The 26,663-nt window shown below is 29.1% G+C and carries 40 protein-coding genes, 1 pseudogene and 1 riboswitch; of the genes and pseudogenes, 27 read left to right on the plus strand and 14 right to left on the minus strand.

Annotated elements, in window-relative coordinates; all coding sequences use genetic code 11:
* Positions 1–17: 17 nt before the first annotated feature.
* From CM54_RS01375 to CM54_RS01420, 10 genes are all read left to right on the plus strand, one after another.
* Positions 18–1,700 (plus strand): DUF927 domain-containing protein, encoded by a 1,683-nt coding sequence (locus CM54_RS01375; protein WP_155980147.1) that lies wholly within the window; start codon positions 18–20, stop codon positions 1,698–1,700.
* A gap of 309 nt (positions 1,701–2,009) precedes the next feature.
* Positions 2,010–2,531, plus strand: coding sequence for a hypothetical protein (locus CM54_RS01380; protein WP_037548445.1), 522 nt, complete (start codon positions 2,010–2,012; stop codon positions 2,529–2,531).
* Position 2,532: 1 nt separating this feature from the next.
* On the plus strand, positions 2,533–3,177 hold the full coding sequence (locus CM54_RS01385; protein WP_037548448.1) for a pathogenicity island protein: 645 nt from the start codon (positions 2,533–2,535) through the stop codon (positions 3,175–3,177).
* 367 nt (positions 3,178–3,544) lie between these two features.
* Positions 3,545–3,877: a hypothetical protein gene (locus CM54_RS01390; protein WP_037548450.1), complete on the plus strand. Its 333-nt coding sequence runs from the start codon at positions 3,545–3,547 to the stop codon at positions 3,875–3,877.
* A gap of 9 nt (positions 3,878–3,886) precedes the next feature.
* The gene (locus tag CM54_RS01395; RefSeq protein ID WP_037548453.1) at positions 3,887–4,639 is read left to right on the plus strand and encodes a hypothetical protein; all 753 of its coding nucleotides are present in this window, start codon (positions 3,887–3,889) and stop codon (positions 4,637–4,639) included.
* Positions 4,640–4,653: 14 nt separating this feature from the next.
* Positions 4,654–5,241 (plus strand): pathogenicity island protein, encoded by a 588-nt coding sequence (locus CM54_RS01400; RefSeq protein ID WP_037548457.1) that lies wholly within the window; start codon positions 4,654–4,656, stop codon positions 5,239–5,241.
* Entirely contained in the window at positions 5,241–5,450 is a 210-nt protein-coding gene (locus CM54_RS01405) for a hypothetical protein (RefSeq protein WP_037548461.1), read from the plus strand. Before CM54_RS01400 ends, CM54_RS01405 begins: the two co-directional genes overlap by 1 nt.
* Before the next feature lie 54 nt (positions 5,451–5,504).
* Positions 5,505–5,942, plus strand: coding sequence for a pathogenicity island protein (locus CM54_RS01410; protein ID WP_037548463.1), 438 nt, complete (start codon positions 5,505–5,507; stop codon positions 5,940–5,942).
* The gene (locus tag CM54_RS01415; protein WP_037548466.1) at positions 5,939–6,280 is read left to right on the plus strand and encodes a helix-turn-helix domain-containing protein; all 342 of its coding nucleotides are present in this window, start codon (positions 5,939–5,941) and stop codon (positions 6,278–6,280) included. The genes CM54_RS01410 and CM54_RS01415 overlap by 4 nt, the downstream gene beginning before the upstream one ends.
* 1 nt (position 6,281) lies before the next feature.
* Positions 6,282–6,854, plus strand: coding sequence for a terminase small subunit (locus CM54_RS01420; RefSeq protein ID WP_037548469.1), 573 nt, complete (start codon positions 6,282–6,284; stop codon positions 6,852–6,854).
* Positions 6,855–7,005: 151 nt separating this feature from the next.
* Here the strand turns inward: CM54_RS01420 and CM54_RS12715 are convergent, their stop codons facing one another.
* A complete protein-coding gene (locus CM54_RS12715; RefSeq protein ID WP_197018891.1) occupies positions 7,006–7,197 on the minus strand; it encodes a hypothetical protein in 192 nt (63 codons plus the stop codon).
* Between the two features lie 210 nt (positions 7,198–7,407).
* Between CM54_RS12715 and CM54_RS01430 the strand changes: the two genes are divergently transcribed.
* The 5 genes from CM54_RS01430 to CM54_RS01450 all read left to right on the plus strand — a co-directional run bounded on the left by CM54_RS01430 (position 7,408) and on the right by CM54_RS01450 (position 11,833).
* Positions 7,408–7,968: an ImmA/IrrE family metallo-endopeptidase gene (locus tag CM54_RS01430; RefSeq protein ID WP_002458614.1), complete on the plus strand. Its 561-nt coding sequence runs from the start codon at positions 7,408–7,410 to the stop codon at positions 7,966–7,968.
* Entirely contained in the window at positions 7,965–8,408 is a 444-nt protein-coding gene (locus CM54_RS01435; protein ID WP_032604565.1) for a hypothetical protein, read from the plus strand. The genes CM54_RS01430 and CM54_RS01435 overlap by 4 nt, the downstream gene beginning before the upstream one ends.
* A 1,041-nt stretch (positions 8,409–9,449) precedes the next feature.
* Complete coding sequence (locus CM54_RS01440; RefSeq protein WP_037548475.1) at positions 9,450–9,794, plus strand: DUF4260 domain-containing protein; 345 nt, start codon at positions 9,450–9,452, stop codon at positions 9,792–9,794.
* A gap of 5 nt (positions 9,795–9,799) precedes the next feature.
* On the plus strand, positions 9,800–9,892 hold the full coding sequence (locus tag CM54_RS13110) for a hypothetical protein (protein ID WP_443027714.1): 93 nt from the start codon (positions 9,800–9,802) through the stop codon (positions 9,890–9,892).
* 1,509 nt (positions 9,893–11,401) lie between these two features.
* On the plus strand, positions 11,402–11,833 hold the full coding sequence (locus CM54_RS01450; protein WP_037548477.1) for a GNAT family N-acetyltransferase: 432 nt from the start codon (positions 11,402–11,404) through the stop codon (positions 11,831–11,833).
* A gap of 123 nt (positions 11,834–11,956) precedes the next feature.
* Here the strand turns inward: CM54_RS01450 and CM54_RS01455 are convergent, their stop codons facing one another.
* Together CM54_RS01455 and CM54_RS13115 are read right to left on the minus strand one after the other, a co-directional pair.
* The gene (locus CM54_RS01455) at positions 11,957–12,529 is read right to left on the minus strand and encodes a hypothetical protein (protein WP_037548479.1); all 573 of its coding nucleotides are present in this window, start codon (positions 12,527–12,529) and stop codon (positions 11,957–11,959) included.
* A gap of 152 nt (positions 12,530–12,681) precedes the next feature.
* Positions 12,682–12,750, minus strand: a complete 69-nt coding sequence (locus tag CM54_RS13115) for an epsilon family phenol-soluble modulin (protein WP_095658921.1) — start codon at positions 12,748–12,750, stop codon at positions 12,682–12,684.
* A 785-nt stretch (positions 12,751–13,535) separates the two neighbouring features.
* Here CM54_RS13115 and CM54_RS01460 point away from each other — a divergent pair.
* Together CM54_RS01460 and CM54_RS01465 are read left to right on the plus strand one after the other, a co-directional pair.
* A complete protein-coding gene (locus CM54_RS01460) occupies positions 13,536–13,736 on the plus strand; it encodes a cold-shock protein (RefSeq protein ID WP_002433447.1) in 201 nt (66 codons plus the stop codon).
* Between the two features lie 122 nt (positions 13,737–13,858).
* A complete protein-coding gene (locus tag CM54_RS01465) occupies positions 13,859–14,593 on the plus strand; it encodes an SGNH/GDSL hydrolase family protein (protein WP_037548480.1) in 735 nt (244 codons plus the stop codon).
* Between the two features lie 308 nt (positions 14,594–14,901).
* On the opposite strand, the gene CM54_RS01470 is transcribed toward CM54_RS01465, so the two are convergent.
* The 3 genes from CM54_RS01470 to CM54_RS01480 all read right to left on the minus strand — a co-directional run bounded on the left by CM54_RS01470 (position 14,902) and on the right by CM54_RS01480 (position 16,300).
* Complete coding sequence (locus tag CM54_RS01470; protein ID WP_002433282.1) at positions 14,902–15,126, minus strand: hypothetical protein; 225 nt, start codon at positions 15,124–15,126, stop codon at positions 14,902–14,904.
* A gap of 23 nt (positions 15,127–15,149) precedes the next feature.
* Positions 15,150–15,434, minus strand: coding sequence for a hypothetical protein (locus CM54_RS01475; protein ID WP_023350638.1), 285 nt, complete (start codon positions 15,432–15,434; stop codon positions 15,150–15,152).
* Between the two features lie 119 nt (positions 15,435–15,553).
* Positions 15,554–16,300, minus strand: coding sequence for a poly-gamma-glutamate hydrolase family protein (locus tag CM54_RS01480; RefSeq protein WP_037548481.1), 747 nt, complete (start codon positions 16,298–16,300; stop codon positions 15,554–15,556).
* A gap of 180 nt (positions 16,301–16,480) precedes the next feature.
* On the opposite strand from CM54_RS01480, the gene CM54_RS01485 reads away from it, so the two are divergent.
* Positions 16,481–17,086, plus strand: coding sequence for a GNAT family N-acetyltransferase (locus CM54_RS01485; protein ID WP_037548487.1), 606 nt, complete (start codon positions 16,481–16,483; stop codon positions 17,084–17,086).
* Positions 17,087–17,219: 133 nt separating this feature from the next.
* Positions 17,220–17,453, plus strand: a complete 234-nt coding sequence (locus CM54_RS01490) for a hypothetical protein (RefSeq protein WP_002433190.1) — start codon at positions 17,220–17,222, stop codon at positions 17,451–17,453.
* 61 nt (positions 17,454–17,514) lie between these two features.
* On the opposite strand, the gene lnsA is transcribed toward CM54_RS01490, so the two are convergent.
* The 3 genes from lnsA to tsaA form a co-directional block, all read right to left on the minus strand.
* A complete protein-coding gene (gene lnsA, locus CM54_RS01495; RefSeq protein WP_037548492.1) occupies positions 17,515–18,099 on the minus strand; it encodes a lipoprotein N-acylation protein LnsA in 585 nt (194 codons plus the stop codon).
* Positions 18,100–18,291: 192 nt separating this feature from the next.
* Positions 18,292–18,477, minus strand: a complete 186-nt coding sequence (tsaT, locus tag CM54_RS01500) for a type II toxin-antitoxin system toxin TsaT (protein ID WP_002433387.1) — start codon at positions 18,475–18,477, stop codon at positions 18,292–18,294.
* 32 nt (positions 18,478–18,509) lie between these two features.
* Positions 18,510–18,767: a type II toxin-antitoxin system antitoxin TsaA gene (gene tsaA, locus CM54_RS12820; RefSeq protein ID WP_023350634.1), complete on the minus strand. Its 258-nt coding sequence runs from the start codon at positions 18,765–18,767 to the stop codon at positions 18,510–18,512.
* Between the two features lie 438 nt (positions 18,768–19,205).
* Between tsaA and CM54_RS01510 the strand changes: the two genes are divergently transcribed.
* The gene (locus CM54_RS01510; RefSeq protein ID WP_002432976.1) at positions 19,206–19,409 is read left to right on the plus strand and encodes a sterile alpha motif-like domain-containing protein; all 204 of its coding nucleotides are present in this window, start codon (positions 19,206–19,208) and stop codon (positions 19,407–19,409) included.
* On the opposite strand, the gene CM54_RS01515 is transcribed toward CM54_RS01510, so the two are convergent.
* Complete coding sequence (locus CM54_RS01515; RefSeq protein ID WP_002433110.1) at positions 19,401–19,637, minus strand: hypothetical protein; 237 nt, start codon at positions 19,635–19,637, stop codon at positions 19,401–19,403. The genes CM54_RS01510 and CM54_RS01515 overlap by 9 nt on opposite strands.
* 211 nt (positions 19,638–19,848) lie before the next feature.
* Here CM54_RS01515 and CM54_RS01520 point away from each other — a divergent pair.
* A pseudogene (locus CM54_RS01520) lies at positions 19,849–20,433 on the plus strand (histidine phosphatase family protein).
* Between the two features lie 55 nt (positions 20,434–20,488).
* Here CM54_RS01520 and CM54_RS01525 read toward each other — a convergent pair.
* The 3 genes from CM54_RS01525 to CM54_RS01535 form a co-directional block, all read right to left on the minus strand.
* On the minus strand, positions 20,489–21,106 hold the full coding sequence (locus CM54_RS01525; protein WP_037548498.1) for a LysE/ArgO family amino acid transporter: 618 nt from the start codon (positions 21,104–21,106) through the stop codon (positions 20,489–20,491).
* 180 nt (positions 21,107–21,286) lie between these two features.
* On the minus strand, positions 21,287–21,793 hold the full coding sequence (locus CM54_RS01530) for a GNAT family N-acetyltransferase (protein ID WP_002433370.1): 507 nt from the start codon (positions 21,791–21,793) through the stop codon (positions 21,287–21,289).
* A gap of 408 nt (positions 21,794–22,201) precedes the next feature.
* Positions 22,202–22,624 (minus strand): organic hydroperoxide resistance protein, encoded by a 423-nt coding sequence (locus tag CM54_RS01535; RefSeq protein WP_023350631.1) that lies wholly within the window; start codon positions 22,622–22,624, stop codon positions 22,202–22,204.
* Positions 22,625–22,793: 169 nt separating this feature from the next.
* Between CM54_RS01535 and aroD the strand changes: the two genes are divergently transcribed.
* Positions 22,794–23,513, plus strand: a complete 720-nt coding sequence (gene aroD / locus CM54_RS01540) for a type I 3-dehydroquinate dehydratase (RefSeq protein WP_037548501.1) — start codon at positions 22,794–22,796, stop codon at positions 23,511–23,513.
* Positions 23,514–23,594: 81 nt separating this feature from the next.
* Complete coding sequence (locus CM54_RS01545) at positions 23,595–24,137, plus strand: nitroreductase family protein (RefSeq protein WP_002433309.1); 543 nt, start codon at positions 23,595–23,597, stop codon at positions 24,135–24,137.
* 75 nt (positions 24,138–24,212) lie between these two features.
* Here the strand turns inward: CM54_RS01545 and CM54_RS01550 are convergent, their stop codons facing one another.
* The gene (locus CM54_RS01550; RefSeq protein ID WP_002433224.1) at positions 24,213–24,536 is read right to left on the minus strand and encodes a thioredoxin family protein; all 324 of its coding nucleotides are present in this window, start codon (positions 24,534–24,536) and stop codon (positions 24,213–24,215) included.
* 142 nt (positions 24,537–24,678) lie between these two features.
* Between CM54_RS01550 and CM54_RS01555 the strand changes: the two genes are divergently transcribed.
* The 4 genes from CM54_RS01555 (at position 24,679) to CM54_RS01570 (ending at position 26,488) form a co-directional block, all read left to right on the plus strand.
* On the plus strand, positions 24,679–25,032 hold the full coding sequence (locus tag CM54_RS01555) for an arsenate reductase family protein (RefSeq protein WP_037548504.1): 354 nt from the start codon (positions 24,679–24,681) through the stop codon (positions 25,030–25,032).
* 171 nt (positions 25,033–25,203) lie between these two features.
* Positions 25,204–25,584: a glycine cleavage system protein GcvH gene (gcvH, locus tag CM54_RS01560; RefSeq protein ID WP_002433083.1), complete on the plus strand. Its 381-nt coding sequence runs from the start codon at positions 25,204–25,206 to the stop codon at positions 25,582–25,584.
* Positions 25,585–25,812: 228 nt separating this feature from the next.
* The gene (locus CM54_RS01565) at positions 25,813–26,199 is read left to right on the plus strand and encodes a toprim domain-containing protein (RefSeq protein ID WP_002452796.1); all 387 of its coding nucleotides are present in this window, start codon (positions 25,813–25,815) and stop codon (positions 26,197–26,199) included.
* The gene (locus CM54_RS01570) at positions 26,192–26,488 is read left to right on the plus strand and encodes a thioredoxin family protein (RefSeq protein WP_002433313.1); all 297 of its coding nucleotides are present in this window, start codon (positions 26,192–26,194) and stop codon (positions 26,486–26,488) included. Before CM54_RS01565 ends, CM54_RS01570 begins: the two co-directional genes overlap by 8 nt.
* 57 nt (positions 26,489–26,545) lie before the next feature.
* Positions 26,546–26,648: riboswitch (SAM riboswitch) on the plus strand.
* The last annotated feature ends 15 nt before the right edge of the window (positions 26,649–26,663 follow it).

Consider the following 26,663-nt stretch of genomic DNA (forward strand, 5'->3'; position numbering starts at 1 on the left):
ATGTAAGCAACGAAGATGTGTTTGAACTTATCGAGGAAACTAGTGCGAATAAACCATTTAAACAAGAAGTTATCCCTAAAGGGTATGAAATTGAACATCATCAGTATGGTGTAGCGCTTTTTCAAGTCATTCCGAGTAAAAAAGACGGGGAGCCAGATAAACGAGTATTTATCACCAATACGATACCTCATATTACTGAACGATTTGAGGATATAGAAAGTAATAAAGTATATTTTAATATGTTTTTTTATGATAATAAAGCACCAGTGAATTTGGGTGTAAGTGCTGAAGAAATAGCTGACAGTCGCCAATTGTTAAAGTTGGTTAATCATAAAGTTGATGTGACTTCAACCACTGCGACAAGATTAGTTAATTACATTAATGCGTCAAAACGATATAATCCACCGTTGAACGTTAGAGTAGCAACTCGATTAGGACATGTAAAAGATCATTTTATTTATCCTTATCAAGAACAGACGAAAAACAGTGATATTAAGTTATTTAACAATGATAAAGGTTTTCAAAAGCTAATCAATTCTTTTAAAGCTAAAGGAACAATTGAAGATTATTCAAAAAAAGTATTTGTAAAAATTAAAGATTTGCCAATGGTAATGGTGATGTTATACGCCTCACTCGGTTCAGTCTTACTTTATGAGTTTGATATTAAGCCATTCATTGTTGAATTAGCTGGAAGTACTTCAACAGGTAAAACATTTACATTGAACTTAGTGGCTAGTGTGTGGGGAACTACTGACCTTACAACTACATGGAGTTCTACTAGGAATAGTATTGAGGCTATGGCTGCATTTTTGAACTCTTTTCCGATATTTAAAGATGACACACGTAATACATCGCCTGGTTTTGTATCTCGTGCAGTCTATAACTATTCAAGTGGCGAAAGTAAAGGTCGAAGTAATAAGAATTTAACTGTTGATGAAAAGAAAGAATGGAAAAATATCTTACTTTCTACTGGAGAAGCCTCAATTACAAACATGGAAGATGATAAGGCTGGAGTATCGGCTCGTGTTATTACTTTAGAAGAACAACCTTATCCAGATAAATTCGATTTTATTTCATTAGATCGTGAATTTAGAGAGAATTACGGAACTCTAGGAATTGAATTTATTAAACAATTTCACTCAAAAAAAGAGGAATATAAAAACAGTTTTGAAAGTTATTTAAGATACTTTAACAAAAAAGGTATCAATGAAGTAATGGAACGTATTGGGAAATGTTTTGCCTTATTACAGCATACTGGTGAAATCCTTAATGATATAGATGGTTTTGAACATGATTACTATAAAATCATTAACCAAGCATATGAAAATATGTTAAAGAATAACAAAACAATAGATAAACCTAAACAAGCACTTGAGGGATTACTGGAGTATTTAGACGCTAACCGAAACAGCATTATTGGTGATGGATATGGTCCAGTGAAAAATGGAGAGATTAAAGCAGTATATAAGCATGATTATTTATGCATTAAAAACGAAACAGTTAAAACTAAGTTAGGATATGAAACTCAAACCATTACATCTCAATGGGAGAAAAAAGGATATTTAATTACTGATAAGAAAAGACTTCAAAAACAAGTGAAACATAATTCTGAAAGACACTTAGGATATGCAATTAAAAAAAGCATTGTAGAAGAATTAGGTTTTGATTTTTCAGTTTCACATAATCCATATACTAGTTGAATTTAGTACACATAAGTACACACTCTACTATTAAGAGTGTGTACTCTATAAACGCGATAATATCAATGGTTAAAGATGAATAGTACACATCGTACACAAAGTACACAGTAATAAATAAGTATATTAATATTTGTAAAACATAAACGTTATTTAATATATATGTATATACGTTTCTTTCAAATAAGTGTGTACTCTGTGTACTAATCTTTTAACCCTAGATGTATCAACGTTTTGACTGGTACACACTAGAAAAATATATAGTGTACTTTGTTGTGTACCGTACACATTTAATAAATATGGAGGTAAAAAATGCCTACAATTACAGAAATAGGACACCAACAATTTAAGTTGTTTATAAATAACAATAAATTTCAGCAGCATGTGAAGAAAGAACAAGAAAACATGGCTAAAGGTTTGATTATAAGTCTTTTAACAAACCCAACTGGAATACATCAAACTTTTATACAGGAAGTCATTCAACTAACCAAGAAATACTATCTCTATTGTGATGGCAGGGATATATTATTGATTACTAAAGATTTCAAAGCAATTATAAAATTTAACATTAGAAAGCCGAACCCGTTATTTAAACAACATTTTAATACTAGTTGGATCATTGAAATAGATAATTTAAATTCACTCAAAAAAGGACATGGCAAAATGCTATTAAAAGATATATTGGCAATTTCTACAAAACTCAATATTGAGGCTTGCTTATGGACTGAGAGCGATGATAATACTAAGTATTTTGAAAGATATAAATTTGAAAGTATTGGTAAGATTGGAAAAGATAACGAAAACTTGATGATTAGAAGAAAGGAACGTGTATAGTATGAACATCGAAATTATAGCAAATCAATTTGAAACAAGAGCAGGGACACTATTAAGGGCTTTCAATGGTTTAAGCGAGAGCAGTTACAAAGCACCTTATGCATTTAAGATATACAATGATCCATTTAATACTGTGTATCTAATAAGCAAAGGTAAGATGTACGCTCATGTATTGATAAAAGATTGTAAAGTGAGAAAAACTTTTGAAATCGCCTCAGTAAAGCATACTGAGAAACTTATAGAGAGCATTGAGGGGCATTATGCTGGTTATGATTTACATGATGGCACACATGCTAATATAAGCGGTATGATGGCCGAACTTATGTTTGATAATGAATATTTTATGTATGGACTAGAAACCTTTGCAGAAAGTAATAACAGCGACATGTTCGATTATATGAGTAGAGATTTCAATATAGATGAACTTGAGAGTGTTCAATCTAGTAATGCAGATGTTATAGGTAACATGGAGATGTTGTATCAGTTAGCTACTGGAATTAATGAACCTGCACCAGAATTAGTTGAGGGCTTGAAAATCATTACTGAGTTTATCCAGAATGAGAAGGCTAATAGAAAAGACTACTTAGCATTAGAACGTAAATTAAGCGGGTTGAAAAACTCATATTATAATAAAGTGAAAGCATAAATTATAGGTCATGCACTTTAATAGGTGCATGGCTTTTTTTATGTAAATCGTAATTGTTAAGATTTGTTAGTTGTAGAAAGATTAAATAAGGTCAAAAATAAGAACGCTTGTTCTATAATGAAAAGTCTGTGAAATAGTGTGAAAACCTATGAAAGTACTTATATAAAAACACTTTATAGATTGTTAAGTAGTTATTAGAATTCTATAAAAATAGGAACATTTGTTTGTTATTTTGGTGTAAATTTAGTATAATAGTGTTATAGGAGTTATATACTTCTATATCTAATAAAAATCTGGATTAAATATTTGTTGTTTACTTATTGCCTAAATATTGCCTCCTCATTAAAGATGAAATGAGGATAAAACAATGACAATAACAATTGAAAAAGAATTAACTAACGATCATATTAAAGTATTAAATGTATTACGAAACACTAAGCACGAGATTATTACTAAGCAAAATATATTTAATCAATTGAATATGGAATTTAACCGAAACAACGACAGATGGTTAAGAAATACGATTAATAGTTTAGTAGTTGATTATGGTTATCCAATCGGATACAGCTATAAAAAAGATGCAAGAGGTTATTTCATGGTTAAATCTGAGGAACAGAAAGAATTAGCCTTAAGAAGTATCAAGCGTCATATCGAAGGTAGCATGAAACGATATGAGGCATTAAAGAAAACTGAGATTTAAGGTGATGTAGTGAGTGCTGCAACTGAAATCATTAAAGAACGTGTTAGCGATTATGAATTATGCACTAGATTTAATACTTACTACATTCAAACAAGAATAGCACTCATAGAAAGTGATATTGAGGATATGTATGACAGAACCACACCTAGTTTATGTAGTGATACAGTATCGGAAAGTATTTACTATGAGAGTTATTCCGTTGAAAATCTAGCAATCGCTATATTAGAAGAACGTCAGAAGTTGGAACGGTATAAACGTAAAAGTCAAAGAGATTTGAACGCTTTTTATACTGTTCTAGGGCGTTTCTCAACTCAAGAACAAAAGTATATTAGAAACTATATTAAGACACGCTCAGAGGCTTATATGGACGTGATAGAGCGTTTTAAAATCGAATTACATGATTATATTCAAACTAACAGAAATACGCGTAATAAGGGCATAGAACACGATTATTCATATATCAGTGATAAACGTCAGAAGGTGCAGGTGTACCCTCATAAGTTGACGCTGAACCAAGAGAAAGCACTCAGAGAAAAAGAAGATGGTATTACTGAAAAGAATATGAATATTGATGAATTTGTAGCCAAGTTGAATGAACTTGATGAAAAAGCATTTAAGGAATTTATCTATAACCGAAATGAAAATAATATTAACTTTGAGAAAGTCATAATCTTGCTGCAAACTATCCCGAAACGTTTACCCGAAAAAGAAATAGCTAAGCCATACAACTACATAAAAGCAGTAGGCTTAAAAACAAATTGAAACGAGGTATATCATTGAAAACAGCTAAATACTTTGATGAATACAATGAATATGTGACAGGTCAAAAAGAGAATATCAATAAACTTGAAAAGGAACGCCAAGAACTCACACAACGAATTAAAGAGGATAAAGTTAAATATAAAGAACTAATTGCAAACTCACAAGATGATGAGGCTGATAAACTTTATACCACATTTGATAGTAATGAGAAGAAACTGAAAGCATTAGAGAAACGCTTATCAACTAAAAAAGAAGTGTTTGATGAGGCTAGACGTAAAAAGGCTATTGAACTAATTAAACATCAAGCAGATTTACTTCATTTGTATCAAGAGGATAAAGAACGCATACTAGAAAAATTCAAGCCAATCATTGAAGAGTATAACAAAATAATAAATGAAATAGCAGCATTAAATGATGAATATGAAATAGAATTTGATAGATTTGTTCGAGTTTATGACAAAGAAAACTTTGAGAAGGATAAAGAAGTGAGGGCAGAAATTAGAAATCATTTCAGTCCTAATAAATATTCAAACTATGTAGGTGGAGATGAGCTACCATTCATTGATATAAGAAATAAAATGAAATTAAGAGGTGCTAAATAATGGCTAGAAAATACAATTTAGATAAAGTTAAGAATTACATTTTGACTGAAACAACACTTTCTGGAGAAGAATGCAGTGATTTACTGGATGTAGTAGAAGAACAATTCTCCCAAAATATTCGACAACAGAAAAAAGATGAGCTAGCTCAAAAGTCACAAAGAGACAGACGAGTCAAGAAAATGTTCGAAGAAAATCGCATAGTTAAATAATAAATATCTTGCCTATCCTCAGAGATAGGCTCATTTTATTTGTGAGGTGCATACATGAACCTTAAAAGAGTGAAATATCCTCTAATCTATCATGAAAATAAAATATCTGAGTACACATTGCTAACAGAATATAATCCTAAGTTTATCAATACTAAAGTTAAGGCTATCACTATGCAAATAGAGATGATGTATCACTTAAACATCTCCCACATGACTACTAGTGAAGTTCATGGCGTTATAACTATCTCATATCCCTTAGAGAAGTTAGCAATTACTATTATAGAAGAAAAGGAAAAATTAAAGTATTTCAAAACGAAATCTAATAGCAATATGCAGCAATTAAAACAAGTTATTAAGCGGTATACACCAGGTGAACAAAAGGAAATCATGTATTATATGCAGTCCAATGGTTCGACAATAGATTATGACCTCATAGAACGCCTACAACGTGATTTATACAAGCTAAGACAGAAAGTAAGTGTAAAGGCATGAGTTACGACAGAGAGGCTATTAAACAGTTTATACGTGACTACTCAAAAGAGCACCATGATACTACATATAATGATGAAAATATCAATATAGATGATTTCTTTACATTAAATGAAGATGCTGAAAGTATGAATATTGTAGACGTAGGACAGCAGGCGTTCTTTAATGAGTTAGATCAATATATATACGCCACATGCACCAGTAGGGAACATCTGTTATTTATTATGTTATGTGAAGGACAATCACTAAAACGAATAGCAGATATATTAATGATTACGAAAAGTAGTGTGTATCAAATATACTCAGATTTATTAGACAAATTAGAAAATAAGGAGGGATAACTTGAGTACATTAAATCCTAGACAAGAGAAGTTTGTCGCTGAATACCTAAAAACGTTAAATGTAACACAAAGTGCAATTAAAGCTGGATATAGTCCTCATACTGCAAGTGAACAGGGGAGTAGATTGCTTAAAAATAAGAAGGTAGCAAAATATATTGATGAGCAACGTAAGAGGGTAATTGATGAGGGTGTACTATCTGCTAACGAATTACTTCATATCTTAAGTAATGCAGCAGTAGGTGATGAGATTGAAGTGAGAGAGGTTGTCGTTAAACGTGGTGAGTTTCAACGCAATCCCGATACTGACAGAATGAACCTAGTTTATAACGAACATGTAGAAATGGTAGAAGTACCTATTAAGCCTAGTGACCGTTTACGTGCTAGAGATATGTTAGGTAAGTATCATAAGCTATTTATTGATAAGAAAGAGTTATCTACGGACACACCGATTTTTATTAATATAGGTGAGTGGCCGGAAGATGAGGAAGAAGAAAAACGGAAAGCATTAGATGAACTACATGAGCAACACCCTAACAGAACAATGATTATTAATGATTTACCATTAGAGGACTGAGAACCATGTGTGATACTGCCGATAAATTAAATATGATAAGTATTGAGGATATGTATAACAGAGCGATGTCGATAAAGAAATGTTCCGTCATCTATTACGATGATCTGATGAATGATAAAGAGCGTGCAGTGTGGCATACGCTGAGTAAAATTCAAAAAGGATTAGGAGTAATACTACCATTTAACTTAATGATTGCCAGAAATGGTGTAGATAGGCGCATAGTACCATCTATAAAATTGAATGATAACAGAATATTTATATATCCGAATAGATAATCACCAAAGTTATTTACTGATAAAGTAGATTTAAATTTAGCGACACCAATATTTATTGTACCGGTCAAGATGATGAAAAGAATAAGAAAGATTTAGAGAAGTTAAGTAAACAATATCCTAATACTGATTTTCATATTGATGATATAGGGTGTTTTGAGGACTAATAACTATGTGTTTTGGTATAGAGTAGATTAATATAAATTATAATTTTTAGGTGGAAATTATTTACAAAAAGCATAAAAAGTATTATATAATAAGAATAAAAGGAGGGATAATCAGTGGAAAATATCAGAAAAAAAACAAATGATTTTCGTAATGAAAATACTGGATTTAATTTCAAAAACATATTGAATGATTTAGAAAATGCTATTGAGTCGTATGGTATTAAAGTATTATATAGTGATATGAGTACGTTTGATTTTCCTGATTCTATAAGTGGGTACAGTCGTATAAATGAAATTGGCACACCTGAAATCGTTGTAAATGTTAATCATTCAAAAGGCAGAAGAAGATTCACTATGGCTCATGAATTAGGTCATATAATACTTCATTGGGGATGGCCGACTTTTCAACCAACCAATGAATATAGTATCTTATACAGAAATGAATATGATAATTCTAATACTCAGTTAGAAAACGAAGCTAATGAATTTGCAGCACAGTTATTAGCACCTATAGATCTTATAGAAAAGATTTTACCTAAAGATATTTCGCTTTATTCTGATTCTGAAATCAACGAATTATCTTATAAAATAGCAAATGCTTTTAAAATTTCTAAACCATTTGCATGGAAACAGTTAAATAAACTTAAACAAATTAAAAATGGGATCAATTCATGAATAAAACAGATGTAGATACAAAAACTATTGAATATTTAAAAAGTCAATTGAATAAAAACGAAATTAATAAAATAGATTCAGATGCACAAACTGCACATGATGATATCAAAGACTTTTACAAATATAAAAAGTATTTAAGAGATAGTGCTAAAAAACAAATTGACTTTAAAGATAAAATTAGATGGATTTCATTAATCATTTTTGGTCTTATATCTTTAATATTATTTACTAATATGTTTGTGATGTTATACTTACAAGGTCTGAAATTTAATGTAGGTATAATGCATATAAAAATCCCTCATTATGATGTAAAGTTAATAATTTTCTTTGCATCTGCAACATTTGTAAATATATTTGGAATAATTGGTTTTTTATTAAGATATATATTCAGTCCTACAAAAGATATTTTAAAACACAATGAAGATTTATCTAAAAGATAATCGTATCTTAATTGGTACGGTTTTTTATCCTAATGATAAGAACGCAAGCTATTTTAATTGAATAGATAATAAAATTTGGTATAATGATTACTAGGTTGTTATAACCTTTTTCAGTGTGATTGTTGAATTTTATATAATTTAACTTGCGCTACGGTTTACTTTGAAACCGTAGCGTTTTTTATTTGAAAAACTAAAGTATTGTGTTATTATGTTAATCACGAACCACATGATTCGTACCTATTACTCCTTAAAAATTTTATATTTATTTGTTCAAGTTTAATTCCCTTATGGTAAAAATGTTGATCCCAATAAAGTATATTTTTATATTAAGCTTGATTCAATAAATAAGACTGCCGTACAAGGTGGTCTTATTTTTATTAGAAAATCACTTTAATAATATTAGCTACAAAATGAAATAAAATGCGTAATAATTATGGTATAATATACCTAGTATTAAAATAATCGTTATGATTAGTGACATTTATTTTCTAATAAATTATATTTCCCAACCACGTCAATATAAGGCGTGGTTATTTTATTCACGTGTCAATTACGTGTCAAAATAGTTATGTTTACTTAGGTTTATTTATAAAACAAAACGCTAAAAACAGCGTAGTTAAGTCATCCTCTTATATATCACGATATTAAAGTTTCTCAGTAAGGCTATGAGCATTAAAGAGAACATTGTTATTACTTAAACCGATCTAATGATTGATGAAGAGGTAGTAATATGGAATGGACTTCATGCAGCAGAGAGAGTAGGCATAATATCACCTTTTGATTTAATGTTGGTTAAGAACGGTGTAGATAGGCGCATAGTACCATCTATAAAATTGAATGATGATAGGATATTTATTTATCCGAATAGATAGCGTTGAGATTAATGGAGATACGGTAGATGTGAATATGGTTACACCTGTTTTTGTAGATGATATAGGTAGGTTCGATGAATAGTTAAAGGTATCTAATCTTATATTTTATATTATAAACACTTCAATAATGGTATTATTTAAATGAATAATACGAAAAAAAGGGAATTACATGAGTAATCTAATAAGATTAGAAAATATTTGTGTGTTCATTTCGGTAGTTAGTGTTTATTTTATCTTTGGTTTTTCACTATGGATATTTTTACTATTTTTATTAGTCCCAGACGTTTCTATGGTTGGATATGCTATTAACAAAGATATTGGTAGTAAGGTATATAATTTAGGTCATACTTATGTCATACCTATCATTATCACTTTGTTGTATTTAGTTACAAATGAAGAAGTGCTATTACAAATATCTTTAATATGGTTGGCTCATATTAGTATGGATAGAAGTATAGGATATGGTCTTAAATACCCATCAGCTTTTGATAAAACTACAATTCAAAAAGTTTAAAAAGTATAGTTTACTTCTACTGTACTTTGTATGAGATTACAGATAAACAGGAACGTATTAAGAAAGAAGAGTATTTCGGTAAGATTGATTGGAAGTAATCTCATATAATTTAGTCACACGACATTACAGAGGGTGAGCATAACGGTGCTTGTCCCTGTTTTTTTATGCCTAAAAATAATTATGACAAATGTCATAAAAAGTTTTGAATTATGCCATAAGTCATAGTGTAATATATGTAAGGAGGTTAGGAAATGAGGATAAAAATAAAAGCACCCAAAAGCTTTAAATGTTCAATCAAAGTAAACTTGGTCGTTGTATAGTTTGAACTAGCTTTTGAGTACTAAATGATTGAGGGGGTTCGCCCCTCTTCAATATAAAATATAACACAATCCTCATTTTAAATATATGAAAATAAATATTAGAAAATCTACAAAAAAAGAATTTATAACTGGTTTAATAGCGTGGACATTAATAGCTACAATACTATGGGTGATGTTTAGATGAGAAAAGTAATACAAAATTTGTTAGATAGTGATTTAAGTAGTTTGCAGATTTGAATAAATCAAAACCGGGATAAATTCCCGGTTATTTATTATATAAAATTAGTATCGGGTATTAAAAATAGGACGCTGAGAGAAGCTCTGTGTTGCAGTGGGGAATGAGTTTGTGTAATTAAGGGCTTAAAATAAAGTTATTAATGATACAATAAACGCTCTAAAATTTAGATAAATGAATTATTCAACTACCTTAGAGCGTTTAGTGAGCTATTAAATATAAAATAATTCTTAATAATTTTTAATAAACTTAGATAATATTAGATCAATAAGCACATCTAAAATAATTACAGTTGCAAAAACGTTGTTAATATCCTCCATTTTGTGTGTGTAATAAACAATAATGCTAAAGGATAAAGATAAAGTATAAATGAATATACGAATATTTGTATTTCTGTTTTTGAGTTTTTCTATATTATCAATACTTGATAAATTATGTATTGTTTGTTTCAAGTTATTTAAGTATCCATAAAAATTGAGGAGATTTATACTAATATTCATAATTAGGTATATACTTGCAAATATTAAAAAAGCTCTATAGTGAGAAGTACTTGGAGTTAAGCCTCCAGCATAAAATAAAATTATGATGAAGTGTGATAGGCCAGTAAAAAACTTTTTACATTTAAACTCTAAATTACTTATTATACAAACAACCAGAATTGATATACTTGCTACTATAAGTTCACTACACATTAAAATGTATCCTTCTTTCTATAAAAGATAATTAAACTTTATCACAATAATGAATTTTAATCATAAGAATGGTATATGAATATAAATTTAATTATCGTTTATCTATAATTATTAATAAAAAATAAGGTGCCACAAATCTTTCTTGTTTTTGCAATTTTAACATTTTACACTCAACGTCTAAGGCAGTCAAAACGTTGATATGACAACCTTCATAAAGGTTTTTAAATTTATTAATAATGCTATTTATCAACTCCCGCCGTCTCCATATAATTGAAATCCGCAGCCTATATGGTTGTGGGTTTTATTTTTATACGTATTATTTTAATTAACTGTATTTTTTAAAATATTAGGGGAATTCATATGTCATTAACTAGAAGAAAAATTGAGAAAAAAGATTATCATAAGGTATTAGATATTTGGGAGAAGTCTGTAATTAGCACTCATGATTTTTTAAAAGAAAAAGATAGATTAGAGTTAAAAACTGAAATACCGAATTATTTAAATCATGTTGAAGCTTATTTTTGGTGTGATGACGATGAAATTATTGGGTTTTCAGGTACAAACGACCAAAATTTAGAAATGTTGTTCATAGATCCTAAGTATTTTAGAAAGGGCTATGGAACTCAAATACTTCAAACTCTAATTCGTGAAGACCAAGTAAGATATGTAGAAGTTAATAAAGATAATTATAACGCGGTTAAGTTCTATCAAAAGAATGGTTTTGAAAAATATAAAGAATCTCTAAAAGATCAACAAGGAAGAGATTATCCTATATATTATCTTAAGTTATAATTAAGTGATGCTTAAGTTCAATATAAATATTGAATGTGAATATTAAACGGAAAGTTTGATTTATTTGTAAAAAAAAGTCATGGATGCTAAGTAAAGGTATAGCATTCATGACTTTTTGTGATTCTAAAATCCTCTTTGGGTATTAGTATTTGTTTGTCCTTGTGAGTTATTCATGCTTTGGCTATTATTTGCAGATTGGTTGTTGCCAGTTGAATATTGTTGTTGATTATTCTGTGATGGTTGTTGTCTTTGGGAATTATTTTGTTGTGTATTGTTAGTTTGATTTTGTTGTTGGTTTTGTTGTTGGTTTTGTGAATTAGCTTGATTGTTATAAGAATTTTGGTTATTGCCGTTAGTATTGTTAGCGTTATTAGCATTATTATTTTGAGGTTGATTTGAAGTATTGTTTGCTTGTGATGCGCTATTAGATGATTGTTGATTAGTTTGTTTATTTTTAGGTTTTGAATCCTTACTTTTTGAACTTTTATCTTTGCTTTTCTTACCTAATTTACTGTCTTTAATGTTATCTTTAGCGTTATTAACTTTTTTATCACCTTTTGAATCTTTTTTATCCGACTTTTTAGATTCCGTTTTTGAACTGTTTTTATCTGAATCTTTTTTATCTGAATGATCACTATGACTACATGCACTTAGCACTAAAAAGCTTGATAATAATACGGCAAAAAATTTCTTCATTAAATTTCACTCCTAAAATAATGATTTTATTGTGATAATTTTTCTTTACCCAAAATCGTTAAATCTAATTTAAAATTAATGTAAAATTTTAAAAGAGTTATTTGTATATGAAATAAAAAAGCCCCTCTATTGAAAGAGGGGAAGATAATTAATTATTTTTTGTTACCAAATAAACCTTTGAAGAATTCGATTGCTTTTTTGATTAAGTTAACGATGAACATTTGACTCACCTCCTATGTATTTGTTAGCTGTAGTATATTATTATTAGAGTAATTTTTGTTAATTATTTCAAAAGTAGTAAAAAATTATTCATAAATGTAGTTTTTTAGTATATATTTAATAACTTTGAATTCTTTTCTGTTAATTCTAAAAATTAATAACAAATTTATTCAATATTTATTATAAGGATACTAGGGATTTATTATATAAAAAAAGTACCCTTCAATAATGAAGGGCACCACTACTACTCAAAAATATTATTTACCAAATACGTCTTTAAAGAATTGAATTCCTTTTTTTAATAAATCAAAGATGAACATTTATAAGCACCTCCAATTAATTGATTATGTGTATATCATATAGCAAGTATTGGAGATTTTGGTGGTTAATGCGCAAATAATTATATATGGTTCTTTTGTGTGAAAAAATTAAAAATTGAGATAATTTTGAATTCCTAACTGTATAATTTTATTTAATTTCTACTTTAGCTACTTATTTTTGTGCAATTTAAAAAGTCACATTAACTATAACTTTATCTTTGTGATAATCATTTTATTTAATAGTTATGGTATATGTGATGATAAATAGTTATCTTTAAAAATTTGAAATATAAATTAATTTAAGAAATTCCTGGAAAAGACTTTACTTATTTCAAAATAAGCGTATAGTGAATGTTAAGTAATAAAGAACGTGAAGTTGATTGTGGAATTATTTTTATAGAATATTCTCTTTTAATTAATGGATTTGTTACAAATATTTAGTGCAACAGCACATGGAGGTATTCTATATGAATAACGGTACAGTTAAATGGTTTAATTCAGAAAAAGGCTTTGGATTCATCGAAAGAGAAAATGGCGGGGACGTATTCGTTCATTTCTCAGCAATCGTAGAAGACGGTTATAAGTCTTTAGAAGAAGGTCAAAACGTTGAATTCGACATTGTTGAAGGCGAACGTGGTGAACAAGCAGCGAACGTTGTTAAAATGTAATTAAAAGTTTTAAAGCCCTCTTAGGAGGGCTTTTTTTTGTAAGATGGTATCCTTAATCTAATAAAATGCTAAAATATATAAACCAGTAAATTTTCAATATAAATAAGTATAAGGAGAAATACATGCATAAAGCAAAAATGATATTGAATGAAGTACCAACGATGTTGAAGTCATTGAAGAACATTTTCAATATTATCAATGGGAATAAAGATTACTATAATCCAAAAATTGATATGAAAAAAGAAGATGATAATCTTAATGGGAAAAAAATTATCTTTTTAGGGTCTTCTATAACTTATGGTGCGGCTTCGAAAGGAATCTCTTTTGTTGAATATCTCACAACAGAATATGAAGTAAAAGGAATCAAAGAGGCTAAATCAGGCACAACATTAGCTGGGAAAAATGTAAATAGTTATTTAAATCGACTCAGAAAGTTAAATTTTGTGAATACTAAAATTGATGCTGTTGTAATACAGTTATCTACGAATGATGCAAGATTTGGTTATGAAATTGGTGAAATGAGTCAGTCTTTTGACCTTGAAACTTTTGATACTGAGACGACATTAGGTGCGATTGAATATATTATTAAGTATGTTCATACTAAATGGCATTGTCCAATCATCTTTTATACCTGTATTAGAGAAAATGATCTAACTTATAAGCAGTTAGTTAATCATCTTTATCCACTTAAAACAAAATGGGATATATATATTATTGATATTTTTAATAATGATGAAATTAATAAATTAGCTAAAAGTGATAAAGAAATGATGGCAGATGATTCACATCCAACCAAAAAAGGTTACCGTTATTTATATACACCTATCTTAGTAAAACAATTAGATGAGATATTATAAAAAAAGCTGCATATCGCAGCTTTTTTAATTTCTTATTTATATAGGCCCAAAGTGATATCCTTTTTGAATTATTTTGTCTTCATTATAAAAAATCGCCTGTACAGCGCTTTAATAATGACGAAAATTAAAGTCTGTACGGCGACAACAAGAAGTAATGTTAAACACTCACAGAGTGCAACACATATAGAGTACCATAAAACTATATTTATGGCTATTTTATTAGTTTGACAATAATAAAATAATTATTAAAGTTCTGTTAACATAAATTGATAATTCATTAAATATAGAATTATCGCAATTTTTAAAGATTACGTATTGTTGTTATCAAATATACAAATTTCTTCTTGTTCTAGGCTTACTGAAACATATAAATGACTGTCATAAATATTTACATCATTTTCATTAGATAAGTTAATTTCAGCAAGTATTTTAAATGCACCATTATCTAATGGTTCTACAATTGATAATTCACCCTCATTTTTTTGAATTAAAAATTTGCGATTTGAATGATTATCAATTTTCCAATTATCCATTAAAAATCACCTTACTAAAAATACTAACCAAAGCTTTTTTCAATTTCTGTAAAAGCTTTGGTAGTTAATTTAATATTATAAATCGTTTGATCTTTAATATCACCTTCAAGATAGCCCTCTTCTATAAGTACTTTACAGTTATGAATAAAATCTTCATATTCACGGTCACAGAAATAATCATCTTGAGTAGTTATAGAATCTTTGAAGTCGTTAGATTGTTCTTCAGATAATCCTTCATTTGAACGTTCCATATATAATTTATAAAACTTTGCGACTGTATATTTTTGTTCTTTAGTTAATTCGTCCATAAATTAATCCCTCCACACAAAATACATATCACTTTATACCCTAGATACGTACTTGTAGAAACGCTGAAAAGAATGATTTTTAATAAAAATTTTATGTGTAGGTAGAAGGTCATTTGAGTTTATTTTGCTTTTTTTATACCTTTTTCTACAGCGTTCGCAAACTTATAAAAATCTCTTGTATATTTTTTAGGATTACCTCGCGTTGTTTTGTCTAATTTATGATGTTTGAAAAATTCCTCGCGCTGTGCAGTGGTCAATTCGAGTTGTACTCCTGAATCTGTATCATTTTTATTTACAAAATTATCATCAGATTGCGCATTAATTTCTTTCGGACTCTCTTTAACGGTAAAATCTTTCTTACGTAATGCCTTCGCAATCGCTTTTGCCATTTTATTATCTTTTCCACCTATATACACGATAGGGTCATCTCCAGAAGAACCATGAATTGAAATTGTTTCATTAGATTTTTCTAACATATTAATTAATTTCGGTTCATCGTAATTTGTTGATGTCACGTGAAGTTGATCATTATTATGTTTACGTAAACCTTCAAAAGAATAAAAGTTATATTTACCTACGTTCGATACACGTCTTGCAAGTTCTGTTGTACCTGGTTCTATTCCACCACCGTGAATGGCTGTAAGTAAAATATTATTATCCTTTCTATGTTTCGTAACAATTCTCCAATCCTTGTTTTTAGTGGTATTCTTTTTTAATTCTTCAAAATCACTATAGCGATCGCTTGAAGGTTTAGAAGCTGATTTTCTAGTGTTATAGAAAATCAAAACTACTACTATGATAGTGATGACAATTAACGCTATAGCTAAATAATAAAGTATGGAATATAGACTGCCTTTATTGCTCATTATATCTCCTTTGTTTTCAATAATTTAACTCATAAATGATAACAATGATTTTATTAAATAAACAAGTATTTCATCTTTTATTTTCTATATAAAAATAATTGAACTTACTTTAATAGGGTAAGCAATTATTGTTAATTCAATGTATTTTTTATTTTAAAAATAATTTACGAAGGTGATAAAGTGGAGGACATTCAGATTAAAAGTGCTCAATCAAGTGACAAGGAAGGAGGAAGATTAACTCATTTAGCTATTGATAAAATGGCACAAGTTATTTTAGGAGAGACATCGAATGAACGATTAAATAAACAGTTACAGCAATTATGGCAAAAGAAGGGTAACCGATTTAGTCATGATATTTCTTATGTAGCAAAAGAAGAGGGACAAGTTTTAGGTGCCATAACTTGTACCTCATTAGTCAAATTAGAAAAATCAATGTTTCAAACTGTGCTTGAAATCATCAAAATGAAAAAATTGAAATCATTAAAAATTATTTTATCCAATTTCAAAAAGATATATTCTCTAATTACAATGGATGAAGGAGAGAAAGATGAATTTCATGTGAGTATGCTTGCAACTCTCCCGAAAGCTAGAGGTAAGGGCGTTGGTACGAAATTATTAAAATTTGCTGAACGTCTTGCTATCAATGATGGTTTTGACAAAATTTCATTAACAGTAGTTCAAGATAATAAGAAAGCTCTAAGCGTCTATAAAAAATTCGGTTTTTCGATTGTAGGAGAAATCAATCAATCGCCATTTTATTTATTTAAGATGAGAAAGCATCTTTAGTGAAAGTTCTAAGTGATATCCAAACTAAAGCGATATTTTCTAAAAATATTATGAATTAATTAAATAATTAGATTGTTTTCACACTCCCTTAACAATAATGTGCTATTTTATAATAAAGGGATGTGATGTTGTTATGGATAAAGAATTATTAAGAAGATATTTGAATGATGATAGTTTTAAAGCAGTAGCCGTGGTCGTTGGAAATAAGAAAATCGTATTGGAGAATGATATTCACGTCGATTATGAAAATGAGATTATCATCTATCCGCTTAAGAATTGCACACGAATTATCCCATTTAGCTCTATTTCTTATTTAGACCTTTTAGATAGAAATGAGCAATTCGTTAACTATTTTAAAGAAGTTTAATTTGAGAAAACCCTCCTTAAACAATAGGTTATTCATTTACCTTAACTATTGTCTGGAGGGTTTAATTTTTAATATTTTTAACTAACTTTAAACGATAGTCATGTGTAAAATTATCTTTTAATGCATATGGTGAAATGATGTATAATCCATGATCACTTACAGCATTTTTATCTACACCGTATTTGTAAGCTTGATAAATTATTTTAGTGCAATAAGTGAATTTTTGACTTTTCAAATTTAGCGTAACGAGATATTGGCTATCACTATTTTCGTAATTACTTTTTACCCAATTTGCTGCTTTTTGACCAGCATCTGGTTTTACACTACGATACACTTTTATCCAATCGTCTTTTCCAGTACCGAAACGCCGTTGATATGATTCAAATGATTCGGTTATAGGTTGATCACCAGGGCCTTCAATTTGAAGCACAGTATCTTCATCTATGGCTATACTTGAATGGCCGAAGAACCCGAATAATACAGGACCTTTAGTAATGATAATGTCGCCCGGTTTAAGTTTAAAATCTTTAGTGTCTATGGTTTCATAAGATTCTTTATCTTTATTGAAGACGTTTATTGAAAATAAAATTAAAAGTACTATAACCAAAGTAATAAATAGAATGGTAAGTTTATATTTAGTTTTCATTTATAGTGAAAACTCCTTCATTAAATATACTAAATTAATTATTATATTAAATGACTCTATATGTAAAATAAACTTCATTTTCAAAAATAAAAAAGCTAAGTCAAAAATAATGACTTAGCTAAAATCAATATTAGCGTGAGCTAACTGAATTCAAAGGCGAATTGCAATTAATATCCGCTCTACTAAAAAAGGTTACAATCCGAAAATGAGTGTGTATATAAGCATAGCAAATCCAAAAATCAAGAATATTACAGTAAATCCTAAATAAGATTCTTTTCTTTCTTCTTTCTTAGTCTTAAGCATAATTGTTAAAATAATAGCTCCAGCGACAATAAATATAATTGCTAGCCATAACAATATTTGAAAATGCAAACTCACAATGATTCCCTCCTTATCTCAGTGTTACTTAATTACAAGAAGTCGTAAAAAATAGGATAAATATAGTAAAGTGCTAATACTATATTTATGAAAAATATAATTTCGCTTAGCAAATCAGTGTAAATAATAGCTATTATTAGACTAGTGAATAAAGCGACGCCACAAATACATAATCCTGGTATCAACCATAATTGATTATCAACATTTGCGTTATAAGTTATAAGCACATTAAAGGCTATAAATAATATGGTCAATAAAATATTAATCACATTTATACTAAATATTTTCATAGGTGGCCACCTCATTAGACACGTATAGCATAAAGTCTTTTACATACTATAATATCATTAATTACTCACAGGTAAATCAATTACTTTTAATTATATACAATTTACATTTTAATTTACTCATACTCATAAGATATTGTAAAACAAATGAATTAGAAAGTTTACTAAATTTGTAAATGATGAAGTATTTTGTGAGAGTTTTGGACTCATTTAGATCATGAAAAGTTAATTGTATTTAACAGTAAATGATTACTAAATAAGAAACCAATAAAGATTATGAAATATTTTAAATGTAATTATATGTGAAGAATTTTAAAAGAGCATATTAGAAAAAGTGCAAAAGTAAAATTTTGCACATAGACAATCTCGAGTAATTTGGTATGATAAAGAGTAATACTATATAACTTAGCTATTAATAAGTGGAAAAGGGGTTGAGGTGGAATGACTTTTTATGATTTTATTTTAGGTTTTATAAATGATGATACACCTTTAGGTAGTTTAGCAAATTATATTTTAGATGATATTCATTTTCCCCGTGAAGAAAAAAACAATAAAGCCATTCGTGCATATGTGCTTGATCACTATAGAGACCATCAGTTAATTGAAAGTACGAATAGAGCAATTAGTTTATATAAATTAATTTGAGTAATACCAATTATGAGTATTAAGCGCTTCCCATACATCTTTAGTCTTGAAATTAACTTCGTTATTTCTTATAGAAAAAGGTTCAATAAGATCTTTGTCTAACCATGCATTAATCAATTCTTTTGGAACGCCATCTAATAACATATCAGTTTTACTAATAATAAAACATTCCCAGTCTAACGAAACTGAATTAGGATTTACATAATTGCATTGATTATGACTATCCATAATAGACACTCCTTTAGTAAATGTAAATCTGATGTTAAGTTATACCCATACTCACAAATTTAAAACAATTTAATATGCAGATAAGCAAATATGTATATTATTAGAAGTCGTTTACATCTCATTTTCATAATGATTAAATGAATATTGAAATAGAAATTGTATAGAATGCTAAATAGTAAAAGTAAGTCATTGTAGTGAAGAGGTGTTTATTATGACTAAAACATTATATTTAATGAGACATGGTCAAACAGTTTTTAATTTAAAAGGAAGAATTCAAGGTGCGAGTGATTCGCCATTAACAACATTAGGGGTTAGGCAAGCTCGGTCTGCTAAAGGTTATTTTGAAAAGCATCATATTACATTTGATACATTAGTTTAGTCATCACAAGAGCGTGCCTGTGAAACTCTTGAAAATGCAGTGCCTAACCAAAATTATAAAAGATTAAAAGGTATTAAAGAATGGGGTTTTGGTTTATTTGAAGGAGAGAGTATTGAGTTATTAAAGGCAATTAAAAAGCCTGAGAATTTATATGGTGATTATGTAGTACCCTTTGGTGGTGAATCAAAATCTGAGGTTGAATCCAGAGTTTATGAAACACTTGAGGATGTCGTCGCTAATCAAACTAATCAAACAGCTTTGGCAGTAAGCCATGGTAGTACGATCGGTTTATTTATTAGAAAGGTGTTAGGTAATCAAGAGGGTAGTACTTATGACATCGGTAATTGTCATATCTTAAAATTTGAATATGATGATAATCAATTTAAATTCATAGAAATCATTGATCCTACAAACTAAAAATAATAAGCTCAAGTCCTTAAATAGCTATATTATGGGCTTGAGCTTATTTGTACTAAAAAAGAAGTTGACACAATTTTTTAATGATTAAAATTGCAACAGCTATAATGATAATGCTAGATAACTTGTTTATCACAACTAATAATTTACCTGATTTATCGATTGTTCCAACCGATTTACCTACTAAAGCTAAGAAGATAAACCAAATCCATGAAACAAATATACATGTTAAAGTAAAAGCGAATTTGTTATTTCCTTCGTAAGCTGACGCACTTGTACCTATAACGCCAATAGTATCCATAATTGCATGTGGATTTAATAAAGAGACAGATAAAGCAAAACTTATTTGTTTTGTTGTAGATAGTCCACCTTCTTGTTTAATAGGATCAGGCGTTTCATTCCAAAGTGTCCATGCCATATAAAGCAGAAAAATAAGTCCAATAATGTAGATCACGATTTGTAAAAGGGGTAGTGACATTAATACTAAAGAAACACCGATAACTGCTAAGCTAATTAGTATAGAATCACATACTCCTGCTGTAATAACTGCTGGGAAGGCTTTAATTAGCTTAGATTGATTTGCTCCTTGATTAAAAACGAAAACATTTTGTGCGCCTAAGGGTAAGATTAACCCTATAGCTAAGAGAAAACCGTGTATTACTGCTTCGCTCATAAAAGGGATCACCAGCCTTTAAAGATTGAAAATTCTGATAATTTAAGCTAATTATAACTTTTAAAAATAATAATGTCTAACACTTATGTATATTTATAAAAACTAAATCATAGCGGAAACATACGCCCGCAGATAGGGTATCTTCCATACCCCATTTACGCATGTTATAAATAAACTTTCTTAAGAATTTGATGGGATGTCAGAAGTATAGTAAATGAGCCAATTCTCATCTAAATATTCATCCCCAATTTTACTAGCATTTTTTTCAAAGGCTAAATTTTCAAACCCGAGAGAACTGAAAAATATTTTAGCGCTTATGTTATTTGAAGCGATTGTGGTCATCAACATTTCAATACCTTGCGTTTTAGCGAATTCAATTATGTGATTAATGAGCTCTCTATTAATAATTTCATCATTATCTTTAACAAAATTATTCTCTAAAACGGCTTTATGACGCTTTCCAACAAATTTTATTTGCTTTAACGTACATGTTGCAACAAGATGATTGTTATCAAATGCGCCGAAAACGTTTAAATACTTTGTTTCTTCCGAGAGAATAGAGTTTAGACATTCTTCAGTAACATGTTCTAAATAATATTGATCCCAAGCATAATTATGATAGCCGTTTGACATTAATTCTTTATAAGATTCTAAATCATCAGTATTTAATACACGGATATTTTTCATGTTGACCTCCAGGTTCAAAGAAAATAAAAACTTATTTAATATCTTTAGACTAAGATACTTATCAAATACATAATAAAAGAATTATTAAAAATACGCAATAATCGTTTTATATTAACAAAAAGCATTTATGATAATTTAATTATGTGGCAATTCAAATTATAAAAATATTATTTTGAAATTTCATCTATATCCATATCTTAAAAGGGTTTAACTACATACTATTTTATCAGATATTGTAATCATACAATTATGTTTACTAAATCTTAATAAAAAATTTTAATAAACTTAAGTTTGAAAATTTTTGTTAGAAATGTACTGTTTAGAAAGAAAAAAGCTACCAACACTTCTTTTACAAAGGTTGGTAGCTATAAGTAACACTTAGATATTTAATTGAAATGACTAAAATGATTAATCAATAACTTCTACGTTTAGATTTACATCAATGTTACCGCGAGTTGCTTTTGAATATGGACAGAATTCATGTGCATCTTGTAAATATTTTTCAGCATCTTCTTGAGATAAAACATTTTTAACTTTTGCATCAATATCTACACTCAATTTAGGACTCTCAGCGTTTGGATCGTCCTCTAAACGTACTGTTAGAGTAACTTCTGGTTCAGCATCACGTACTTTGTTTTGTTTTAAAATAAGATCAAAAGCACCATTAAAGCATGAAGCGTAACCTGCTGCAAATAATTGTTCAGGATTTGTAGCATTTCCATCAGCTTGTTGTGGTGGTAATACATCAACATTTATTGCGTTATCGTCAGTGTGTACATGTCCTTTACGTCCACCAACGTTTGTAGCTTTAGTTTCATATTGAACTGCCATTATTATTACCTCCTAAATCTTTATATATTTTTAACATACCCAGTGCTAGATTTTTTAAATCATGATTAAATTCTTTAAATAAAAATCAATCTCCCAATCATCATTTGTAAGTTGTGAATAAATTAATATAAAATAATCTTAATATTATTCTTATGAATAGGGGGATATCATGACGCAAGTAGATGTTGCAGTAACTATTTCGCCAGAAGAAACAATAACGCAATTGTGCTTAGATGAATTAATAAAATATAAAGACTATATAGATATCGTAGAACTACGAATAGATCAGTGGGAGAACTTTGTTATTAAAAATGTTGATACTGTGATTCAACAGTTAAGAGGATTGAATTTAGATTTTAAGATTTTAGTGACTTATCGTACCTCTAATCAAGGAGGTAAAGGAAATGTTGAAGAAACAACTTATATAGATATTCTTAAGCTATTGATTGAATATGCCCAATTTGAATTACTTGATATTGAATGGAGTGGATCTATAAATACAGATCAATATGCTCAATTAATCACTGATGCTCAAGAAAAGAATTTAAACGTAGTGTTATCGCATCATAATTTTGAAGAAACACCATCATTAGAAGAGATTAAATTTATATATTACAAAATGCAAAAATTAGCACCACAATATTTAAAACTTGCAGTAATGCCAAACAATAAAGAAGATGTACTACATTTATTAGAGGCAATGAGTGTGACTTCTGATAATACACCTTATAAAGTTATCGGAATATCTATGTCTCATCTAGGATTAGTAAGTCGTGTTGCACAAGGGGTGTTTGGGGGATCAATTTCATACGGTTGCTTAGGTGAGCCACAAGCTCCTGGTCAAATTCATGTTAAAGCTCTGAAACAACAGCTTGAATTCTATCAATGATAAACGAATAAGTTGAATTTAACGGTTTTGTGACTTATAATTGATAATTGTTATCAACGAACGTAGAAGGAGCGAATTAAAGTGGAATTACAAGAAGCTATATCTAATAGAAGAAGTATTAAGAAATTTAAACATGATATGGTGATTGACGATAAGGCATTATATGATGCTATCGAAAAAGCTACCGACGCTCCAAATCATGGAATGCGTGAACCTTGGAGAGTCGTTCATGTTTCAAAAGACAAATTAGGTGATTTTAGTCATGACATTACTCGATTTGCATTTCCAGATCATCCCGAAAAAAGAGAAGATCATTATAATGCTGTAACAAATTTAGGTGGTTTATTATTACTCATTTTGAAAAATGATCCTAGACAAAGACAAAACAGAGAAAATTACTTTGCATTTGGAGCATTTGCTCAAAATTTAATGTTATTACTTTACGAAGCGGGAATTGGCACATGTTGGAAAACACCTCACTATATTTTTGAACCTAAAGTACGTAGAGCTTTAGATATTCAAGATGATGAAATTTTAGCTGGTTTCATGTATCTAACGGATTTAGAAGTTGAGCCAACTAAAGCTAAACGTAAAAATAAAAATTTAATCACTAAGTTTGAGTAATTATTTTAATTTTCAAAGTACCTAAAAAAGAGCTTTCTCTACTTTAAATTTGTAGAGAAAGCTCTAATTTTATTTTTATTGATTTAAGTTTTCATCTAGGAAAGATTCGACTTGTTCTGGTGATTTCGCATTAGCCGAATGTAAATGCGCTAATTTTTCGCCATTTTGGAAAATTAAGATGCTTGGTATACCCATAACATCATTTTCAGTAGTAACATCTTCTAACTCATCACGATCTACTACATACCAATGATAGTTATTATATTTTTCTGTAATAGGGTCAATCCACATATCCATTGCTTTACAATCTGGACACCAATCTGCTTCGAATTTGATAATAACTGGTTCTTTACTATTGATTGTAGAATTAAAGTCTTCTGTTTTATGAATACCTTGCATAGTTATATGCTCCTTTTCACTATTAGTAAATTTATTATAACCAATGATATCTTTTTTATAAAAATATTAGCTTAAAAAGTAGAGCGTTTTCCTAAAGAAAATGATATATTTGTCTTAATAAAGAGAAGGAGGTAACAAACGAATGATTAAATTTTATCAATATTCAAATTGTACGACTTGTAAGAAAGCCGCTAAATTTTTAAATGAATATGGTGTGAGCTATGAACCTATTGATATCGTACAACACACACCTACTAAGAAAGAATTTGAAGATATCATTGAAAAAACAGGTGTTGAAGTAAATAAATTATTTAACACTCATGGCGCTAAATATCGTGAACTTAATTTGAAAGATAAACTTAAAGACATGTCAGATGATGAAAAATTAGATTTATTAGCATCTGATGGAATGTTGGTAAAACGTCCATTAGCTATCTCTGGAGAAAAAATCACTTTAGGATTTAAAGAAAATCAGTATAAAGATACTTGGTTATAGTATTTAAATATTTATTTTAAAAGTGAACATTAAAAACTGAAATGATGCGAATATGATATTTTACATAAATAAACACGAATTTTATCATATTAAATCTTTTAGATATTAGTTGATTGAACAATATCAGTGTGGCATCATTAAAATGTAATTAATAATTAGGAGGGGATTCTCGTGGCAGTACCGAGCGAATTTAAGTATTCTAAAGAACATGAATGGGTTAAAGTAGAAGATAATGTAGCTACTATTGGTATCACAGAATATGCTCAAAATGAATTAGGTGATATCGTATTTGTTGAATTACCTGAAACAGATGAAGATTTAAATGAGGGCGATACTTTTGGTAGTGTTGAATCAGTTAAAACTGTATCAGAATTATACGCACCTATCTCAGGTAAAATCGTCGAAGTTAACGACGAATTAGAAGATAGTCCAGAATTTGTTAACGAATCACCATATGAAAAAGCATGGATGGTAAAAGTAGAGATTAGTGATCAAAGTCAATTAGATCAATTATTATCAGCAGAGCAATATTCTGAGATGATTGGTGAATAGTATGTTTAAACTCCTCGATTAATATAATCAAGGAGTTTTTTTAGATTACCTTAGAAACACTTAGCATTAAAAATGCTAAGTGGAAAAGAGGAACGTCTGAACTGACGCTCATGCATAAGAAACACTAAGCACTAAAGTGCTAAGTGTTTCTAAAAATGTTTAGTTTTTGTGGATTCTGTGAATGATGTAAGTGACAGTTAACTATCGACTCTTAGAAGGTGGATTGACATGACTATTGTGAATAAAGTTATCATTGTTGAAGGTAAGTCGGATAAAAAACGCGTGCAACAAGTTATTGCAGAACCAGTAAGTATTATTTGTACCCATGGGACCATGAGTATAGATAAAATCGATGATATGATAGAATCACTTTATGGCAAACAAGTTTATGTTCTTGCAGATTCTGATGATGAAGGAGAAAAAATTAGAAAATGGTTTAAGCGATATTTAAGCGAAAGTGAACATATATATGTTGATAAAACATATTGTGAAGTAGCTAAATGTCCTAAAAACTATTTAGCTAATGTTTTAAATAGATACGGATTCGCAGTGCGAAAAGAGAAGAATCTAATGCCTAATTTAAACACTGAAAGGTTAGTTTTAGTTAATGAGTAGTACAATCGATCTCGAAGATATAACAGAAAACTATAATGAAGATAAACATCTTATATTTGGATATACACCTATGTGTGGGACATGTAAAGTCTCAGAAAGAATGTTAGATATTGCTAATGATATATTACAGCTCCCTATTAAGAAGGTAGATTTAAATTTTCATCCGGATTTTAGTAAAGAAAAAGAAATAATGTCAGTTCCTGTTCTATTGGTAATGAATAAGGACAAAGAAGAAAATAGAATCTATGCATTTCAATCAGTTCCTTATTTGTTAGAAAATTTAAAATAATTATTGACGAAATTCTAGTACGATGGTAGGATTAATACAAATTAAATGATGCGACAACTCTTATCGAGAGAGGTGGAGGGATGTGCCCTATGAAGCCCGGCAACCGTCTGATATAGAAATGGTGCCAATTCACATAAAGTTCAACTTTAGAAGATGAGAGAAAGAAGATTTTTAG

Origin of the sequence: Staphylococcus sp. TE8 (assembly GCF_000692055.1) — a bacterium.
In the GTDB taxonomy this organism is placed as follows: domain Bacteria; phylum Bacillota; class Bacilli; order Staphylococcales; family Staphylococcaceae; genus Staphylococcus; species Staphylococcus capitis.